The sequence below is a fragment of the Chryseobacterium sp. FR054 genome, assembly GCF_056844565.1.
Genome location: NZ_JBXDSA010000008.1, coordinates 88734 through 107142 on the forward strand (window position 1 = coordinate 88734; position 18409 = coordinate 107142).

General features: G+C 39.1%; 18 protein-coding genes. 7 read left to right on the forward strand and 11 right to left on the reverse strand.

All coding sequences use genetic code 11. From position 1 onward, the window contains the following. Positions 1-22: 22 nt before the first annotated feature. Together AC106S_RS23335 and AC106S_RS23340 are read left to right on the forward strand one after the other, a co-directional pair. Positions 23-1534: a tyrosinase family protein gene (locus AC106S_RS23335; protein WP_482442329.1), complete on the forward strand. Its 1512-nt coding sequence runs from the start codon at positions 23-25 to the stop codon at positions 1532-1534. Then, a complete protein-coding gene (locus AC106S_RS23340) occupies positions 1531-2337 on the forward strand; it encodes a copper chaperone (protein ID WP_482442330.1) in 807 nt (268 codons plus the stop codon). Before AC106S_RS23335 ends, AC106S_RS23340 begins: the two co-directional genes overlap by 4 nt. Before the next feature lie 67 nt (positions 2338-2404). Here the strand turns inward: AC106S_RS23340 and AC106S_RS23345 are convergent, their stop codons facing one another. The 11 genes from AC106S_RS23345 to AC106S_RS23395 form a co-directional block, all read right to left on the reverse strand. Beyond that, a complete protein-coding gene (locus AC106S_RS23345) occupies positions 2405-3703 on the reverse strand; it encodes an HlyD family secretion protein (protein ID WP_482442331.1) in 1299 nt (432 codons plus the stop codon). Positions 3704-3775: 72 nt separating this feature from the next. Further along, entirely contained in the window at positions 3776-3982 is a 207-nt protein-coding gene (locus tag AC106S_RS23350) for a hypothetical protein (protein ID WP_482442332.1), read from the reverse strand. A gap of 40 nt (positions 3983-4022) precedes the next feature. Next, the gene (locus AC106S_RS23355) at positions 4023-4226 is read right to left on the reverse strand and encodes a bacteriocin-like protein (RefSeq protein WP_482442333.1); all 204 of its coding nucleotides are present in this window, start codon (positions 4224-4226) and stop codon (positions 4023-4025) included. Between the two features lie 72 nt (positions 4227-4298). Continuing rightward, positions 4299-6491 (reverse strand): peptidase domain-containing ABC transporter, encoded by a 2193-nt coding sequence (locus AC106S_RS23360; RefSeq protein ID WP_482442334.1) that lies wholly within the window; start codon positions 6489-6491, stop codon positions 4299-4301. Between the two features lie 85 nt (positions 6492-6576). After that, positions 6577-6741 carry a bacteriocin-like protein gene (locus tag AC106S_RS23365; protein WP_482442336.1) on the reverse strand — a complete coding sequence of 55 codons (165 nt, stop codon included), beginning with the start codon at positions 6739-6741 and terminating at the stop codon, positions 6577-6579. 39 nt (positions 6742-6780) lie between these two features. Continuing rightward, complete coding sequence (locus AC106S_RS23370; protein ID WP_482442337.1) at positions 6781-6975, reverse strand: bacteriocin-like protein; 195 nt, start codon at positions 6973-6975, stop codon at positions 6781-6783. Between the two features lie 117 nt (positions 6976-7092). Further along, positions 7093-8601 (reverse strand): thioredoxin domain-containing protein, encoded by a 1509-nt coding sequence (locus AC106S_RS23375; RefSeq protein WP_482442338.1) that lies wholly within the window; start codon positions 8599-8601, stop codon positions 7093-7095. An 822-nt stretch (positions 8602-9423) separates the two neighbouring features. Continuing rightward, positions 9424-10386, reverse strand: a complete 963-nt coding sequence (locus AC106S_RS23380) for a DUF3810 domain-containing protein (protein WP_482442340.1) — start codon at positions 10384-10386, stop codon at positions 9424-9426. Between the two features lie 91 nt (positions 10387-10477). Next, on the reverse strand, positions 10478-11923 hold the full coding sequence (locus AC106S_RS23385; RefSeq protein WP_482442341.1) for an MFS transporter: 1446 nt from the start codon (positions 11921-11923) through the stop codon (positions 10478-10480). Between the two features lie 39 nt (positions 11924-11962). Beyond that, entirely contained in the window at positions 11963-12691 is a 729-nt protein-coding gene (locus tag AC106S_RS23390; protein ID WP_482442342.1) for a lysophospholipid acyltransferase family protein, read from the reverse strand. Between the two features lie 3 nt (positions 12692-12694). Then, positions 12695-13153 carry a GtrA family protein gene (locus tag AC106S_RS23395; RefSeq protein ID WP_482442343.1) on the reverse strand — a complete coding sequence of 153 codons (459 nt, stop codon included), beginning with the start codon at positions 13151-13153 and terminating at the stop codon, positions 12695-12697. Between the two features lie 477 nt (positions 13154-13630). Between AC106S_RS23395 and AC106S_RS23400 the strand changes: the two genes are divergently transcribed. The 5 genes from AC106S_RS23400 to ruvA all read left to right on the forward strand — a co-directional run bounded on the left by AC106S_RS23400 (position 13631) and on the right by ruvA (position 18393). Continuing rightward, positions 13631-13894: a hypothetical protein gene (locus tag AC106S_RS23400; protein ID WP_482442344.1), complete on the forward strand. Its 264-nt coding sequence runs from the start codon at positions 13631-13633 to the stop codon at positions 13892-13894. Positions 13895-13979: 85 nt separating this feature from the next. Then, positions 13980-14831: a BadF/BadG/BcrA/BcrD ATPase family protein gene (locus AC106S_RS23405; RefSeq protein ID WP_482442345.1), complete on the forward strand. Its 852-nt coding sequence runs from the start codon at positions 13980-13982 to the stop codon at positions 14829-14831. A 16-nt stretch (positions 14832-14847) separates the two neighbouring features. Next, a complete protein-coding gene (locus AC106S_RS23410) occupies positions 14848-17136 on the forward strand; it encodes an NADP-dependent malic enzyme (protein ID WP_482442347.1) in 2289 nt (762 codons plus the stop codon). A 295-nt stretch (positions 17137-17431) separates the two neighbouring features. Beyond that, a complete protein-coding gene (locus tag AC106S_RS23415) occupies positions 17432-17626 on the forward strand; it encodes a bacteriocin-like protein (protein ID WP_482442348.1) in 195 nt (64 codons plus the stop codon). A gap of 182 nt (positions 17627-17808) precedes the next feature. Beyond that, positions 17809-18393: a Holliday junction branch migration protein RuvA gene (ruvA, locus tag AC106S_RS23420; RefSeq protein WP_062701760.1), complete on the forward strand. Its 585-nt coding sequence runs from the start codon at positions 17809-17811 to the stop codon at positions 18391-18393. Positions 18394-18409: the final 16 nt, after the last annotated feature.

Sequence of the window (18409 nt, forward strand, 5' to 3'; positions counted from 1 at the left end):
GTATCAAACAAAAACTAATTCTATGGCTAAATTCTTAAGAAAAAATGCATGGGAAAAGGGAGGAACCTTTGATAATCCTGATCTTTTCTGGTATGCAAAAGGAGTAGGAGTTCTGCATTCAAGACTTCTGAGTGATGAAAACAGTTGGTGGTTCTTTGCCGCTATTCATGGTGAAAAGATGGGCGGAAAGAAATTTCCCGACTGGAACATACTTACCGGGTTTCCGAAAGTTCCTACAAGCCCGCTTCCTTCACCGGATGTTATAAAGAAATTCTGGAACCAGTGTCAGCATCAAAGCTGGTATTTTACACCGTGGCACCGTGGTTACCTTATTGCTTTGGAAGAGCAGGTACGCCAGGCAATCATCAGTTTGAACGGGCCGGCAGACTGGGCGCTTCCATACTGGAATTATTTAGGTCCGGGAGATGAGTATAAGATTCCACCTGCCTTTACACAGGAAAAAATGCCGGACGGCACTCCCAATCCTTTATATGTTACTGCGAGATACGGGCCTAACAGTGATGGGAATGTATATGTTCCTATTCCGCCTATCTCAGAAGTCTGCCAGGGAAATACCATTTATACAGGAAGTAATACTTCAACGCCCCATCCCGGATATGGCGGCCCGAAAACAAAATTCTCGCATGACGGTAATGTGAGCGGAAATCTGGAAAGCAATCCACACAATCTGGTGCACGTAAAGGTTGGCGGTAAGGACGGATGGATGTCGGATCCTGATTCTGCCGGACTGGATCCTGTTTTTTATCTGCATCATTGCAATATAGACAGAATGTGGGCGGCATGGAATACAAGCAATGATAATCCTACGGATCCGGATTGGTTAAACGGACCTGCTGCATCAGGCGAAAGAGAGTTTATCATGCCTTTGCCGGGTAATAATAAAGGATGGGTATATACTCCGGAAGAAATGAGTAACTTAGATACACTGGATTATACTTATGATGATCTTGCACTGACAACGGTACCGTTGCCTCAGAAGACACTTGCGCAGAGATTAAATAAATTAGGTGCAATGCCTATTGAAAATATACAGGAAAAAAATATGGATCTTGGAAGTAACTCAGAACTTGTGGGGGCCAATGCAGGACAGGTTCAATTAGACGGATCGGGAACAAAAACCAGTGTAAGACTGGAAGGAAGTTCATGGAAAAATGTATCCGGCAGCCTGATGAAAGCTTCAGTAAGCAATCTGCCGGACCAGGTTTATCTTCAGCTGGAAAACGTGAAAGGAACTGCCGATTCCAATACGCTGAGTGTTTCGGTGAATCACCAGCTGGCAGGATATGTTTCTCTTTTCGGATTGCGGAAAGCTTCTGAAAAAGACGGACACAGCGGCGGCTCCGGACTTACTTTTATCCTGAATATTACAGATATTATCGACAACCTGTTTGTGAGCGATCATCTTAATATAGATTCACTGGAAGTAAGTATTTTACCGGATAATGCAATTCCTGATGACGAAGCAATTACAGTGGGCCGGGTAAGCATATACCGTGAACAGCAGAAATTATGAAAACTTCAGTAAGAGATGACAGCTACATCACTGCCGCCATTCTCATCATAAGTATTGTATTCTGGATTGTATTATTACTGAATCCGGGAGGAATCATGGCAATAAAGCACTGTCATATGGTAACAGACGGTTCCTCGGATGTTTCCCTGCGGATGCTGCTCCAGATGAATCCGTTTTCAGATATGATGACAGGCTGGATTCTTATGGTATTGGCGATGATGCTTCCCAAACTGATCTCGCCTGTTCAGTACATTTATGCAAGAAGTCTTAAAAGACGTCGCTTCTGGCTGTGCCTGCTTTTTGTATTAAGCTATACCATCGTCTGGACAGTAATGGGAGTTATGATGAATGCCGTTATCCTCGGCTTTAATCTGCTGTTTCCCGGCGGTTCGTATATTCCGGCTTTGATAGTAGGGATTATAGCTTTGATATGGCAGTTTTCACCGGTAAAACAACGCTGTCTGAACCGCGGGCATGATCACCGCTCTGTTGCGGCTTTCGGATGGGCAGCCGACCGGGATGTACTGAGGTTCGGAGCTGTCCACGGACTATGGTGTATCGGCTCAGGATGGGCCTTAATGCTGTTTCCGATGCTGCTCCCGGAAGGGCATAACCTGGCAATGGTTCTGGTTACGGTTATCATGATCAGCGAGCATATGGAGCATCCGAGATATCCGCGGTGGTATTTTGATGTTCGTTTGAAACTCATCCGGATCCTGATAGCCAGAATGAAAATGCGGGTTAAAAGAAAAGAAGAAATTCAGCATCCGGTTCGTTTAAATATAACGGAGAAACTCCTTTAAAAACCTGAAACATAAAATAAAACCGCAGCCTGACTCAGATTGCGGTTTTTATATTTTTAAACGGTTATCAGCTCTGATAACCCAGTAATTTTCTGATCTGATAGAAGAACCTTTCGATCAGTCTGAGGTCCTGAGTGACAATCTCTGCATTTCCTCTGAGCTCTTTATCGAATGTAAGATTTTTGTTATAGCTGGTCTTCAGTCCTTTGGGAAGGACTACATCCACATAATAATTTCCTTTATCATCGGGAATAAGAGAGATATTCTGTACTTTTCCTTCTACAATGCCGTATTCCTGGAAGCGGTAATTGTCCAGCTTGATCAGTACTTTTTCCCCGGGAATGATTTTACCGGAATTAACAGTAGGTACAGACATCCTGCCTACAAGCTTCTCTTTATTGGCAGGAAGAATGGAAAGAATAGGTTCCCCGGTTTTTACAAACTGGTTTTCGCCGAAGAACTGCTGAAAGCTGGCCATACCATCCGTAGAAGAGATGATAAGATACGTCTGTTCCCATTGTTTTAAAGATTTCCTTAGCTGTTCGAAAAGCTGCAGCGTCTGCGATGAATAGTTAATTTTATCTTTTTCAGTATTAATGGCTGTGCCGCTTTTGGTTTTATTCAGGTTGGATATTCCTTCTTCCATTTGAGATAAAGAAATGGTAATATTTTCAAGATTCTGCTGGGCCTGAATATACTTTATTTTTTCGTTTTCCAGTTCCATGGAAGAGATAACGCCCTGGTTGAATAATTCCTGTGATCTTTGATAGTTTTTTTTCGTCAGTTCATATTTAGCCTGTTCCAGGTTTTTCTGCTGTTTTGTTGTAGCTATTCTGACACGGTATTCCGAAAGACTCTGATTGGCGGCAATATTTTCCGGAGCATAAGGCTGGAGCCTGATGAAGAGTTCTTCATCCTGGAATGCTTTTGCGAAATTATTATAATCCCCCTGAAGCTCTCCCAGTTTAAATCTTGAAGCCTGAGCAATAGGAAAGGAGAGTAGCTGATTAGGTGTAATAGAATCCACAAGCTTTTTCAGTTCCAGAACATCTTTATAGTTGGCTGCAGACTGCATCACCATAAGAACATCATTCTTTTTAACCTCCTGATGGTTTTTAATGAATATTTTTTCAATTTTTGAACTGGTTCGGGCCTCTATTTTTTCAGGTGGATTTTGTGAGGTAACAATAATGGGAGCAGGAACAAATTCCGGATACTTTATAATGTAGCTCATCAGGAGAATAAGCAGAAGTATAACAAATATAAGCGTATTTCCCCAGCGTATCATCCAATGCGGCGGCTGGGTAAGAATGTCCTGAACACTCTCCGAACGAAGTTCAATGGTATCTAAAATTTCCTTTTCCATATAAGCAGTCTGTTGAAAATCAAGATCCTCATAAGAGGACCCTGATTCATTTTTTCATTTTAAAATAAATTATTACAAAGGCAGTTTGTAATCACATTTCGGATCATTACCCGGTTCAACTCCTGGAATAACCTGGCCTCCCGGACAATACTGATTGCAGGCATTCCGGATTTTGGTGCTGCCCACGTAGCAGAAGCAGTTGCAGGGATACGGAGGGATAGGTCCGGCTCCGTAAACTTCTCTCAAATGCTGTCTTGCTAATTTTTTTACATTTTTCATAACCGAAATATTTAAGTTAAAAAACTATAACTATTGCCTTTTACAGAGGATCGCAATTCTTAGGAGTCATCATGTTTTTGTGAACACATGCTCCTTTTTTTTCACACCAGTACAGGTTACAGTTACAGGTATAAGGCTCACCTGGAAGTGGTGGTTCTTCCGGGAAATAAGCACCACAGTCTCCTAATCCTCCTCCGTTCAAAGTTCTAAGCTCTTTTCTTGAAAGCTTTTTTAAATTTTTCATGATAATAGTTTGTTTTAATTTTCCTACTCTGTAAGCTTTTCGGATTCCGCTGTATAATCATTTGAGTTGATATTAATTCCCCAGTTCAAGCTGATTTTTCACCAGCCTGTAATATTCGCCCTTTAAAGCAACAAGTTCACTGTGGCTGCCTTCTTCCACTACCTGGCCTTTATCCAGCACAATGATCTTGTCAGCATGTTTTACGGTGGATAACCGGTGTGCGATGACAATAGCAGTCTTTCCTTTAAAGAACTGTTCAAGATTTTCCATAATAATCTTCTCATTGTTGGCATCCAATGCGGAAGTAGCTTCATCGAAAAAGATATATTCCGGAGATTTATAGACGGCTCTGGCGATGAAAAGTCTTTGTTTCTGCCCGCCGCTTACTCCTACGCCTTCATTTCCGATTTTGGTATTATAACTTAAAGGTAAACCTTCAATGAATTCTTTGATATTGGCAATTTCCACGGCTCGTCTTAATTTCTGTTTGTCGATATGGTCTTCACCTACGGCAATATTGTTGGCGATCGTATCATTGAAAACGTAGCCTTCCTGCATAACTACACCACAGTGATCCCTCCAGAATCTCGGAGATACATTTTTCAGTTTTGTATTCCCTATTTTAATGTCTCCTTCCGAAGGATCATAAAATTTCATCAGCAGTTTTAAAAGGGTTGTTTTACCGCTTCCGCTGGCTCCTACAATAGCCGTGGTTTTCTGATAAGGAATGCTGAGATTCAGGCCTTCAAATACCGGAACATCCGATCCTATATATCTGAATGACATATTGCTGATCTCAATGTCTTTCGGTGGTACTTCAGTTGCATACTGTTCATCCCTGTCTTCTTCATCTTCTTTATCATGAATTTCGCCAAGCCTTTCAAGGGAGATTTTGGCATCCTGGGTTTGTTTGATAAAATCGATAAGCTGAAGCAGCGGACTGTTAAGCTGCCCGATGATATACTGTACGGAAAGCATCATTCCTAAGGTAAGATTACCGCTCAGAACAAGCTTGGCCGAAAGAAAGCTCACCAGAATATCTTTCATCTGGTTGATGAAATTTCCTCCCACAGACTGCCATTGTTCCAGAGAGAGTGACTGAATTCTTATTTTAAATAATTTTACCTGAAGAAATTCCCAGTCCCAGCGTTTCTGCTTTTCGGCATTGTGCATTTTAATCTCCTGCATACCGTTGATCAGTTCAATCACTTTGCTTTGCTCCTGAGAAACCTGAGAGAATCTTTTGTAATCCAGTTCTTTCCTTTTTTTGAGGAAAAAGCTGATCCATCCTACATATAACACGGCTCCTACCAGATAAACAAGAAACAGCCTGTAATCATAAAACAGAAGGACGATACTGAAAATAATAAGATTGACCAGAGAGAACAGGGTATTTAAAGATGAACTTGTAAGTAGCTGCTCAATTCTGTGGTGGTCATTGATTCTCTGCATAATATCTCCCGTCATTCTCGTATCGAAGAAACTGATAGGAAGTCTCATCAGTTTAATAAAGAAATCCGAGATAATAGAGATATTGATTCTTGCTGACAAATGCAGTAAGATCCAGCTTCGGATTACTTCAATTCCCATTCTTCCCATAAACAGCATGATCTGTGCAAGAAGAACAACATAAATGAAGTTAAGATCCTGATTCTGTATCCCGACATCTACAATACTCTGGGTAAGGAACGGGAAAATAAGCGAAAGTAAGCTTCCTGCCAAAAGTCCCACAGCAAGCTGGATAACAAGTGATTTATACTTGAAAAGATATTTGGAGAGAAAGGAAAAGCTGGCTTTACTTTCTTCAGCATCAAACTCCGTCTGGAAAAAAGCAGGAGTGGTTTCCAGAATCAGGGCGATTCCTTCTTCCGTATTTTCATTGGCATTTTCTCCGATCCAGAGTTTAATGAATTCTTCCCGTGTATAGGTAATGAGTCCATAACTGGGGTCTGAAATATAAACTTTATTGTTTTTGTCAATTTTATAAACAACTACGAAGTGATTTTTGTTCCAGTGTACAATACAGGGAAAAGGGACTTCTTCTGTAAGGGTATTGAAATCAATCTGAACTCCGAGGGAGCGGAATCCCAGGTTTTCTGCAGCATCACTGAGCCCCAAAAGGCTGCTTCCTTCACGGGTTGTTTCAGAAAGTGTCCGGATCTGCTGAAGTGAAATGCTTTTGCCATAATATTTGCTTACTATTCTAAGGCAGGTAGGCCCGCAGTCTTTGGCATCCGGCTGTTTATAAAAAGGAAATTTCTTCAAAACTTTTTCTCATTGTAAAATGCCGCCTGGAAATGGCGACATTTTTAATTTATCTACTATTTTTAATATTGGGATTTAAGGCTTATTACAGAATACATACCTTATTGCATACCCTCGTACAGATTTCATCTATGGGACAGCCGCCAATGGGATAGCATACGGATACAGCCTGAATACGTGCACACTCCTGGGTAATGCCCCCTTTAAGTGTTCTTAGGTTTTCTCTTGAAAGCTTTTTTAAATTCTTCATAGTAGTCTTTGTTTTGGTTGTTGTTATTCCGGTCTTGATTTAAAATTGCGGATCAAGGCAGAATGATGGTTTACACTTATTGCCGGTCATACACATTGGGGTGCAGCCTACAAGACAAATTACCTCATAACGCTGAGAGCAATACCATCCTCCCATGCCGTCACTTATAGGAGCGCTGTCTCCACCAACGATTGTTTTCATGTTTGTACGTGAAACTTTTTTCAAATTTTTCATAGTAATTAGTTTTAGTTTGTTTTTCTTACTCTATTAAAGCTTTTCAGAATCCGCTTTTTATTTTTTCCTAAGATAGTGAATTTTTATATTCAATAATGTTTTTTCTTTTGGAAAATCTTATTGAAAGTCTTCATCTTCCATTAATTCATCAACGAAATACCATATATCTTCACGATCATATTTATCAGGGAACTGATAGCCGTTCAGAATAAATATAGGGGTAAAGTTAAGCCCCGCATTACTGTTATCAGAAGACATTGCCGTAAATGGCGAAAGATCTTCCACGGTAGCAGAACCCGCTCTTGCCACAGCTTTGCTTTCGTCTTTTGTTTCAAACCATTCTTCTACTGCTTGCAGGAATTCCTTCTGTGGTTTGTTGTGGTACAGATAGCTGAACGCGGAAAGAAGCTGGGTATACTTTTCAGGAGCTCTGTCCGGGAAATAATTGAAACGGATTTGTACGGAAATATCTTCCGGATATTTTTCCAGGAGCTCCTCCATGATCTTATGGGCATCTTTACAGAAACCGCAGTAAGGATTGGAAACGATAGCGATGCGGAGTCTGGCTTCTTTACTTCCAAGAGAGAATGTATGCGTATCCTGGAATGTTATTTTTTCATTTTCTAAAAGCTGGCTTTTGAAAAGCTCATAGTTTCTTTTAAATCTGAGATTTTTGGCATTGGACTTCTGAAGATTTTCTTTTTGGGTAAGCAGATTGCTGGAATACAGAACGGCTGAGAAAATAAGCAACCATAAAACAGCCGTCAGTAAGAGCATTCCTATACTGAAAGCTGTATTCTGAAAAAACAGAATGCTGATGACCAGCTGCCCGGCAAGAATTGAAATGATCAACAGACAGACCCTGCAGAATGTTTTTTCTACAAAAGCCTGAATATACAGAGAATAAGCAATGGCAATTACAGAAACAAAGGTGAATCCTTTAATAAGATAGGCAGAAGCAGGCAGGAACAGTCCCATGATAGCAATTCCGGTAAAATAGATCAGGGAAAAGTCTGAAAACTTTAGCCCCAGAATACTTGTTTTATCCTGTTTAATGATTTTATCACATGAATTGGCAGCCTGGCTGGCCGTAGTATCACCACATATACTTCCGATAACAGTAGACGTGTTACCGAATTTCTGATTGAAAATTTCCAGTGAGATATAAACACCTGCAAGAGACAGCAGATTGAAAATAGCTTCATAGATACTCAGACTCAGAAAAGAATAAATAAGAATGACTGCAAAAATTGCATATAAAACAGGCTTGAAATTGAAAGCCAGTTTGTTTTCTGCATTTTCCGTTTTTTCAAACAGCAATACAAAATCCGTAGATTTCTGATGGAGTTCTTCCTTGTTAAGTGTTTTGGCTTTTTCCGAATAAACCGAATAGCTGTTTCCTGATTTCTTTACCAGAGAGAAAGAATTGTCTACAATGGCAATAAATTCTTCCGGAAGTTCATCCCAATATTCCTTATCCAGTTCATAGGCATCATTTTTTACACCCATAAAATTCAGCGTATCACTAAATGCAAGAGCCGAGGGATAATTCGGATGTGAATTGAACTGGAATGTGAATTCCTGTTTGTCTAATTTCAGGTAGTTTATTAGTTTATCAAAAATCATATTAATATTTTTAACTAAAATACGCAGAGATTTCAAATAAACAAATTTTTTTTCTTTTCAGAGTGATATATTGCTTTCGCATAACTTTATTGTATTGTAAATCTGCATTTTTAAAGATTTTACAGACTCTTTTTCGGGATGTTTTTATGGTTGGCAGGCTATTGTTCAGCATATTTTTTAGTGTTTTGCAATGCTCCAGGTCATCGGTTCTGTCTGCTAAAAATCCTTGAGTCGTGAAAAAAAATATTCTGTTCCGGGGAATCTTTTATGTTTTTCCGTTTTTACAAAAGCGGAAGGTATTCCGGGGTTCCGGTTCTTTATATATTAAAATGATCGTTTGGAATAACACTGAACAACGAAGTGCTGTTTCTCTCCTGTTTCTTACAATAACTCTAATTTTTTTATTTCTTAAAAATGAGAAAAATATGCAATATTATATCTTTGGTTAATTATTGATTTTTATAATTTTTCCGTATTTTTAATTGCTTTTTTAATGAAATTTGATTGGATAAAATGTTATTTTAACATAATATTTATTTCGGGGAGTGAACTCAAAAAAACTTAAAAAATCATAAAGTTTTCATAAAGTTTAAAAAAAGGAGGGAAATGTTTTTGTATTTATGAAATATATTGTACTTTTACATCGCCTTGAATGAGGGAACAAGTCAAGGTAATAAATTTTTTTTCATCATTTGTGTTTTTAGAATCGTATCGCCTGATACGATTCTTTTTTTATGCTATGCCTATTAAAAAAATTAAGGTTATAATGAGATGAACGGATAAGCTCCGGAACTTAAAGTATCTGAATACTGCTTAGGAATGTTAGTCCTGTTTCTCATAGTTTAAAAGAAGGTCTATAAAGTAGGAATAAGTCACAGAACCCTCCTGTTGGTTGCTTTTCAGAAAAAGGTTATTGGTAAATCCGAAAAAATCATCCAGCCAGCCCTGGTGTCTGAAAATAAAAGCTCTTTCATAGGCTCTGTCTCTTTTCATGGCGGGAGAGTAATTATTAAGAACCGTTTTTACAAATTCAGGATCCTTCTCAGCAATAAATCTTAAAAGGCTTTTAAGGGTAAAATATTCCGTGCTGTATCTCAGATCAGTGTTGTCTGAATGAACACCTGTCAGGTAACCTATAAAATTGGCTTCCTGCTCCCGTGCAAAACCGAGCTGATGAGAGCTTTCGTGTGCTGACGTAAACGGTATGAAGGTGTGAGGAAGTTCTCCGTTGTACTGGGCTTCTGCGGTAAAAGGATTATAATATCCCAGAATTCCGGTAAAGTTCATGATCTTTTTAAAAAGGCTCGGTTTAAAAGCATGGATCCCCGTAGCTTTTTTGTCTGAAATAAATTTCGGAAGCCGTTGCTGCTGTTTAAGAATTTCATTCTGTACCGATTTCAGATCAGTTATGACGAAGATACCGTTCTGATCTTCATGAACCAGTGTCCGGGTCGCTTTACATTTTTCAAGGTATCGGAGTGCTAATGCCTTTGCTTTGTCAGTATCAGGTTCTTTCTGAGAAGCCAGCTTCTTGATGACCGGAGTCTGAAAATACAGCATTCCCCAGAAGATCTGGTAGGTAAAATAAAAAATATTGATTCCCGTCAGGATTTTAAGAAATGCATTATTCCGGCTTTCCTTTTTGAAACATCTGATAACACAATACAAAAGCAAAGCCCCAAGAATAATATAGATTACATCTCCTAAAGAAAAAGGAATCCAGCTGAAAAGCCCCTGATGCATCCCTTTCTGAATTTCAAAGAAATGTTCAAAAAAAGAGATCATTATCTTCGATTTCGAAAATCCATAGAACAAAAGAAATTGGGCAAGTAATACACCTGCCCAAAATCGTTTTTTATGGATAATTTTTTTACTGTTAATGACCACTGCCTTTAGAGATTTTATCAAGATCAATACCCTGTGCCTTCAGTATTCCTGTTACACGCACTGCATAGAACGCAAGATAAGCAAAACAGATAACACCTACGATATAACTGAAGTGAATATTCGTTAAATCAGCAATATAACCCTGAACCATACTTACAATACCTCCTCCCATGATCATCATGATCAGATAGCCTGATCCCTGATTGGTGTGCTTTCCGAGACCATTGATGGCAAGTGCAAAAATACACGGCCATAGAGTAGAGCAGAACAGTCCTACACTGGTAAATGCATATACGGAGGTCATTCCGGTAGTAAACATTCCTATTAATAATGCAGCAATACCTGCTACGGAAAAGATAAGAAGCATTCTGGCAGGATTTCCTTTACTCATAATATCGCAGATAATCATTACAATAATAACCGCAGCATATACATAGAATGGAGAAAGGTCATGCTTGGCAATAGCATTCACCAATAAGAATACCCCGAATGCAAGATAAGGAGCAAGGAATCTTAATATCTTTTTGAATCCGGCGCTCAGGTCAAAGGCTTCTACCGCCCCGGTCCAACGGCCGATCATTAAGGATGCCCAGTACAGGGAAATATAAGGCGCAACTTCTTTCGTCTCGAAACCTAAACTCTTTTCCATATAAGCGGGAAGGTTACTTGCTGTGGAAACCTCTACACCTACATAAACAAAAATGGCAATCATTCCCATTACCAGCTGAGGATATTGGAAGGCCGATGTTTTGTGATCACCGGGAACAATGTCATCAGTATCCTTTGTATTGGTAGGAGTTACTGCCGGAAGAGAAGAGAACTTCAGCATTACGGCTACCAAAGCAAATGCTGCTCCCAGGATCAGGTAAGGAATCTTTACACTTTCAATACTCGCTTCTGTATTGGCTGCCGAAGCAGAGCCGAAAATAGCGAACGAAACAATCAGGGGACCTATGGTTGTACCCAGATTATTAATTCCCCCGGCCATCGTCAGCCTTTGGGAACCTGTTTCCACCGGTCCTACTTCAATGGCCAGCGGATTGGCTACAATCTGCTGTAATGAGAACCCGAGCCCTACAATGAAAAGTCCTGAAATCATTAACGGGAAAGATCCCATATTGGCCGCAGGATAGAACAGTAAAGTCCCGGCTGCGGAAATAAGAAGGCCTAAAATTAAGCCGTTTTTGTATCCTATTTTATTGATCAGGTCCTGTCTCAGACTCTTTGAAACAGCCATATAAATCAGAGAACCCACGGTGTAAGCCACATAAAAGCAGATCTGTACGAGCATACTTTCGGTTTGGGTCAGCTTAAAGGCTTTTTGGAAGACCGGGATCAGAATGTCATTACTTGCCGCTACAAATCCCCAGAAAAAAAACACAGTAACCAGAGGAATGAATTGTCCCCAATTGGTTTGTTTAGAATAATTTGACATATTTGTTAGAAATTTCGCAAACAAATATAACTATTTCTTTTAAATAGAATGTTCCAGCAGTGTTTTTTTTATCTCTCTGTAAGCTTCTGTTTTTAAGTCTTTTGGAGAATCTGAAGGTTCCATAATTCCATTAAAATATACTTTTACCCGTCCCGGGTATCCTTTTGAGTTGTCGAAAGGAAAAATTTCTTTCAGTCCGATAAATGTATACACGGCAATAGGAGAGTGATGCTTGGACGATAAAGTGAAGGCCCCGTCTTTAAAATCATCCAGAATAACAGAAGTGTCATCCGGAACACCTCCTTCGGGAAATATGGCAATGCTGTTGCCTTCCTCCATTTTTTCGGCACATCTTCTGTAAACATCGGCACGGCTCCTGGCACTGTTCCGGTCTACCATAACACATATTCTTTTGTAAATGGTTCCGAAGATCGGAATTTTTACCAGCTCCTTTTTACCTACGAAACAGATGGGATTGTCCGGAAATAAAATACAGGTAAGCATAATATCCATAATGGAAGTATGATTCGAAATAAAAACATACTGGGTGTTTTTATCCTTCTTCTGGTCCGAAAGTTTAATCAGGTCATACCTTAATCCCATGCCGTAAAACATGCCGAAACACCAGAGCCTTACGAATTTATAAGCATATTTATAATGCTTTTTGCTGAAGGATAAAATATAAACAGGAATTCCCAGAATAACTGTCAGTACAAAAGCCAGCAGAAGAAGCCAGAATCTCCACAGGTAATTTAAAATCTTTGTCACAGTTTAGCCGTTAAAAATTACTTTCTTTTTTACCGAATAATTAAGAATGGAGACCAGCAGGATCGCTGCCACCTTACTGATCATTTCCGGGCTTAAGGTATAAAAAATTAAATTGATATTATCCTTAAATATAAAACTGTAAAATATCTGGAAAAAACCGAGACTTAACAGAGTTGAAACAAATGAAACCGCCATAAAATAAGCAAACTCCCTTTTTTTGGAATGCTTTCCTCTTTCAAAAACAAACCAGATACTCAGAAAATAATTGCTGATGATTCCGCAGCTGGTAGAGAAAATATTACTTAAAGGATAGTGTACACCATGAAAATTAACCTCCCTGGCAAAGATGTGGGGAAGATAGGTACTGAATGCCTTAAAACTTCCGATCTCTACTACGGCGCTCAGCCCTCCGGCAATAATGAAGAACAGAACCTGCTTCTGGCGTATGAGTAACTCTTTCATTCAAAATATATGATCTGCAAATTTAGGACTATATATTAACATATGAGAAATAAAAATTTCCACACTTGAGGATTTCGTTCCCGGAACTGCCAGAACCGGATTCTGCTTCATCGGTGACCGGAGAGTGAGAATCAGAGGGAATGAAAACAATACCTGTGAGCTGGACAGGAGCGGATGAACTTATGAGCAGAAATAATATTTACTGCCCATATTCTGCTGAATTTAATACAATAAATAACAGATGTGCGATCAGGGATTAGACATTTGATAATGATATGTTAAACACTGAAAAAAGTTGTTAAAAAATTTTTTTGAATCAAAATTATTTCTAAATTTATTCCTCTGAATGATGTAATTATAACCTGATAATAAATTCATTTTCAACTTCTTGTGTTGATGGTTTTTTCTATCTTGTAATGCGTGATTGAAAGCATACTTCCCCATTTTTTATGACCCTCAATTAATAATAATATTTGTATGAAACGTCAAAACAAATACAGAAAATTCCAGCTTCAGCAAAAAAATATTGAAGCTCTTGAAAGAGAAAATTCCCGCTTCAAACGAGTGTATTCCGAATATGAAAATATGGCAGATGAACTCTGGAATCTTGAAAACTCTACCGGAGAACCTGTGCCTGATGATTTTATCAATGCCATGGTTCTTCAGACCTCTTATCTGGAAGATGAAATTGAAGACTGGCTGATCCGGTTTAACAACGAAAAAACTGATATAAAACATTAGTGATTTTAAACAGCTTCCAGTGTGTTTTTAAACGCTAATTAAAGATAAATTCATATTTTAGCACCCTTAAACTAAAATGTAAAATATGGTTGCTATCGTTGACAGTGGTTCTACTAAGTCGGACTGGGTGATTCTGGATGATTTCAAAAAAGTTTTTCTAAAAACAGAAACAATCGGCTTCAATCCGAACTTTATCAGCAGAGAACTTATTGTTCCCGAAATAGAAAAAAACAGCAACCTTACATTAATCAAAAACTCTGTTACCAAGATCTTCTTCTATGGATCAGGATGTGGTGTGAAAAAGAACTGCGAAACAATAGAAGAAGAGCTTAAAAGAGTCTTTACCAGAGCTGAAATGGTGGTAAAGGAAGATCTTATGGCCGCAGCTTATGCCGCGTACAGCGGAAAGCCGGCTGTGGTATGTATTCTGGGGACAGGATCAAATTCATGTTATTTTGATGGTGAAAACCTGAAGATAGAACTGCCTTCCCTCGGTTTCCTTATAGGAGATGAAGGAAGCGGAAGCGCAATCGGAAAACAGCTGGTGCGCAGATACTTCATGAAAAAACTTCCCGCAGATCTTCATTCCGAATTTGAACAGACCTATCAGCTTACAGTAGAAGAAGCTCTGAAAAAGATGTATCACAGCCCCAGGCCTAATGCCTATCTGGCAGACTTCAACAAATTTGTGATCGAACGAAAAGATCATCCTTATCTTAAGGAAATGGTTTTCGAAGAAATGAAGAATTTTTTCGAATACCAGGTTATTCCTTATGCCGAAGCAAAAGATGCCGAGATCAATTTTATCGGTTCCATTGCCTATTATTACGAAAATATTCTACGTTCTGTTGCGGCAGAACTTCATTTAAATGTGGGCCATGTCGTACAGAAACCTATTGAAAGTTTAGTAGACTACCATATTAAATATATACTTTAATAAAAAACAAAATTCTATGTCAAGTAAAACCCATCGCGACGAAAAGAACTTTAATCAGGCCGCGTTAGATTATCATAAAACAGAACCTAAAGGAAAGATTGAAGTAATTCCTTCAAAGCCGCATTCCTCCCAGAGAGATCTTTCCCTGGCTTATTCACCGGGAGTGGCTGTTCCATGTATGGAGATCCACGATAAACCGGAAACTGTTTACGATTATACAGGAAAAGGAAACCTTGTTGCCGTAATTTCAAACGGAACTGCTGTTCTCGGATTGGGTGATATCGGGGCAGAAGCCTCAAAGCCGGTCATGGAAGGGAAAGGACTTCTTTTCAAGATCTTTGCAGACATTAATGTATTTGATATTGAGATCAATGAAAAAGATCCGGATAAGTTCATTCAGATAGTAAAAGGAATTGCTCCTACGTTCGGAGGAATTAATCTTGAAGATATTAAAGCTCCTGAAGCATTCTATATCGAACAGAGACTCAAAGAAGAGCTGGATATTCCTTTGATGCACGATGATCAGCACGGAACAGCAATTATTTCTGCTGCCGCATTAATTAATTCACTTCAGATTGCCAATAAAGATATTGCCGAAGTAAAGATGGTCGTAAACGGAGCAGGAGCTGCCGCTATTGCCTGTACTAAACTTTACATTGCGCTGGGACTGAAAAAAGAAAACGTCCTGATGTGCGACAGCAAAGGAGTAATCAATCATAAAAGAGAAAACCTTACCCCTGAAAAATTAGACTTCATCGCTCATACCGATATTGAAACCCTGGAAGATGCCGTAAAAGGATCGGATATTTTCATCGGTTTATCCAAAGGAAATGTAATGACTCCGGAAATGCTGAAGAGCATGAACGAAAATCCTATTGTTTTTGCTTTGGCCAACCCGGATCCTGAGATTGCTTATGACCTGGCTGTGGAAACCCGTAAGGATGTAATCATGGCAACAGGAAGAAGCGACTATCCTAACCAGGTAAATAATGTACTGGGATTCCCTTATATTTTCCGTGGAGCATTGGATGTGCAGGCAAAAGGAATCAACGAAGAAATGAAGCTGGCAGCTGTACATGCTATTGCAGATCTGGCAAAAGAACCCGTTCCTGAGGCTGTAATATTAGCTTATAATGTACAGAATCTGCAGTTTGGAAGAGAATATTTCATTCCTAAGCCTTTTGATAACAGGTTGATTACCAAAGTTTCAAGTGCCGTGGCGAAAGCGGCGATCGAAAGCGGAGTTGCCGGGAAAATAATCACGGATTTCGAAGAATATGAAAACCAGCTGCTGGACAGAATGGGACGTGACGAGAAGCTGGTAAGAATGATGCAGAGCCGTGCAAGATCCAATCCGAAAAGAATTACACTGGGAAATGCTGAAGAATACAACGTTCTGAAAGCAGCCCAGATCCTTTACGAAGAAGGAATTGCCTTCCCGAGCCTGTTGGGAGATAAAAAATATATCCAGGAGCAGATGGTACGTTACGGAATCAATCTCGATGTGCCGATCATTGATCCAAGTGATGACGATCAGAAGGAAAACAGAAAAAAATACAGAGAAACACTTTGGAAACTTCGCCAGAGAAAAGGAATGAACGAGTACAAGGCAAAAAGATACGTACGTCAGAGAGACTATTTCGGACCTCTGATGCTGAGACACGGAGATACGGACGGACTTATTGTAGGGTTCTCTAAAAACTATACCTCAGTGCTTCGCCCTGTTTTAGAAGTAATTGAAAAAGACAAAGGAGTAGATAAAGTAGCCGCAATGATGATGATCCTGTCTGAAAAGAAACCTATTTTCTTCGCAGATACTTCCATTAACCAGAATCCTACTGCTGAAGATCTGGTGAATATTGCTAAAATGGCAGAAATTACCGTGAAATCTTTTGCTATTGAGCCTAGAATTGCAATGCTTGGTTTCGAAAACTTTGCAGCCATCTCGGATACTTCTAAAAAAGTTGCCAAAGCAGTAAGCATTCTGCATGAAAAATATCCTAAAATGATCGTAGACGGTGAAATTCAGCCTGATTTCGCTATGAATGCAGATCATTTGAGCGATTATCCGTTCTCAAAATTAGAAACAACTCCGGCCAATACATTTATTTTCCCGAACCTTGAAAGTGCGAACCTGTCTTATAAGATCATCAGAGGAATGAAAGTGGCACAGGTGATCGGCCCAATCCTGATGGGATTAAAACAACCGGTACATGTGCTTCAGATGCGTTCCAGTGTAGATGAAATCGTAAATCTGGCAACGATTGCGGTACTGGATGCCCAAAGAAGAGAAAACAAAAAATAACAGAGATACGTCTTTAGAATATAAAAAGCAGTACAGCCAATCCGGTGTGCTGCTTTTTTATTGCTGAAAGAACGTGGGCAGATAAAGTTAAGATTAAAAAGCTGTTAGCTGATTTTGAATTACAATAATACAGTTAAATTATCTTTGAAAAAGAACAACAGACTTAATCAAAGATGCAATTGCTGGGTTTTGAATAAAATCAATAGATGTTTATTTTTGTTTAATATTTTTTATATAAAATACGTTTATTTAATGAAAAAAATAAATACATTTACATGAACTAAAAAAAAATACCATGAAAAACATCAAAAAACTTTCAAGAGAAAATTTAAAACAGATCGGTGGCGGAGGAGTAAGAGATAAACCTCTTCAGTCTCCGGATGGAGCTTATTACTGTCTTCCGTCTCAGGGGCAGTTATGTCTGGAAGGCTGTACACCAACCTGCGTAAACGGAGCATGTTACAGAAGTATGTGCCTTGACATATACTAAATCTTTAATCAGTTTAAGTATTTTATTTATAGTATAAAGACCTGTCCGCTCGGATGGGTTTTTTTGTCTTTCCGTGAATTCATTGAACAGGGAGTCAAAATTTAAGTTAAAACTCATTCGTACTGGAAATAAAAATATTAATTAGTTTAAATTGCTATATTTGGGAGTTTTAAAAATTAATAATGATATTTTCTTTACAAGGCAGCGTTCAAGAACTTACGCCTACCTACGCAGTGATCAATGTACAGGGAGTTGGTTACTATGTCGGTATCAGTTTAATGACCTCCCAGGCTCTGGCCCTGAATCAGCCGGCTTTCTTATTTACCCAGCAGATCATCCGGGAAGATGCACATCTTCTCTTTGGTTTTAACACACGTTCAGAAAAAGAGATGTTCAACCTGTTAATAAGCGTTAACGGAGTAGGAGCTGTTTCAGCACTTATCCTGCTTTCTACTTTAAGTCTGGGAGAGATTGCCTCTGCCATCCTTTCCCGCAACAGTGCACTGATCCAGAAAGCAAAAGGGATTGGTGCCAAAACAGCAGAGAGAATCATTGTGGATCTTAAAGATAAAGTCCAGAAATTCAGCCTTCCGGAAGAAAACATTTCTGCTCCTGCAGATAATAAAATCAAGGAAGAATCGTTATCTGCATTAGAAGTTTTAGGGATTCCTAAGCGGATGAGTGAAAAAATTGCAGACAGAATCCTGAAGCAGAATCCGGAGGTTTCTGTGGAAGAACTGGTAAAACAAATTTTAAAAAACATTTAACATTTGGTGACTAATA

What these genes read in the sequence shown, in the direction of transcription:
- AC106S_RS23335 (WP_482442329.1), top strand. Translation starts at nt 23, where the DNA reads ATGGCTAAATTCTTAAGAAAAAATGCATGGGAAAAGGGAGGAACCTTT.
- AC106S_RS23340 (WP_482442330.1), top strand. Translation starts at nt 1,531, where the DNA reads ATGAAAACTTCAGTAAGAGATGACAGCTACATCACTGCCGCCATTCTC.
- AC106S_RS23345 (WP_482442331.1), bottom strand. Translation starts at nt 3,703, where the DNA reads ATGGAAAAGGAAATTTTAGATACCATTGAACTTCGTTCGGAGAGTGTT.
- AC106S_RS23350 (WP_482442332.1), bottom strand. Translation starts at nt 3,982, where the DNA reads ATGAAAAATGTAAAAAAATTAGCAAGACAGCATTTGAGAGAAGTTTAC.
- AC106S_RS23355 (WP_482442333.1), bottom strand. Translation starts at nt 4,226, where the DNA reads ATGAAAAATTTAAAAAAGCTTTCAAGAAAAGAGCTTAGAACTTTGAAC.
- AC106S_RS23365 (WP_482442336.1), bottom strand. Translation starts at nt 6,741, where the DNA reads ATGAAGAATTTAAAAAAGCTTTCAAGAGAAAACCTAAGAACACTTAAA.
- AC106S_RS23370 (WP_482442337.1), bottom strand. Translation starts at nt 6,975, where the DNA reads ATGAAAAATTTGAAAAAAGTTTCACGTACAAACATGAAAACAATCGTT.
- AC106S_RS23375 (WP_482442338.1), bottom strand. Translation starts at nt 8,601, where the DNA reads ATGATTTTTGATAAACTAATAAACTACCTGAAATTAGACAAACAGGAA.
- AC106S_RS23380 (WP_482442340.1), bottom strand. Translation starts at nt 10,386, where the DNA reads ATGATCTCTTTTTTTGAACATTTCTTTGAAATTCAGAAAGGGATGCAT.
- AC106S_RS23385 (WP_482442341.1), bottom strand. Translation starts at nt 11,923, where the DNA reads ATGTCAAATTATTCTAAACAAACCAATTGGGGACAATTCATTCCTCTG.
- AC106S_RS23395 (WP_482442343.1), bottom strand. Translation starts at nt 13,153, where the DNA reads ATGAAAGAGTTACTCATACGCCAGAAGCAGGTTCTGTTCTTCATTATT.
- AC106S_RS23400 (WP_482442344.1), top strand. Translation starts at nt 13,631, where the DNA reads ATGAAACGTCAAAACAAATACAGAAAATTCCAGCTTCAGCAAAAAAAT.
- AC106S_RS23405 (WP_482442345.1), top strand. Translation starts at nt 13,980, where the DNA reads ATGGTTGCTATCGTTGACAGTGGTTCTACTAAGTCGGACTGGGTGATT.
- AC106S_RS23410 (WP_482442347.1), top strand. Translation starts at nt 14,848, where the DNA reads ATGTCAAGTAAAACCCATCGCGACGAAAAGAACTTTAATCAGGCCGCG.
- AC106S_RS23415 (WP_482442348.1), top strand. Translation starts at nt 17,432, where the DNA reads ATGAAAAACATCAAAAAACTTTCAAGAGAAAATTTAAAACAGATCGGT.
- ruvA (WP_062701760.1), top strand. Translation starts at nt 17,809, where the DNA reads ATGATATTTTCTTTACAAGGCAGCGTTCAAGAACTTACGCCTACCTAC.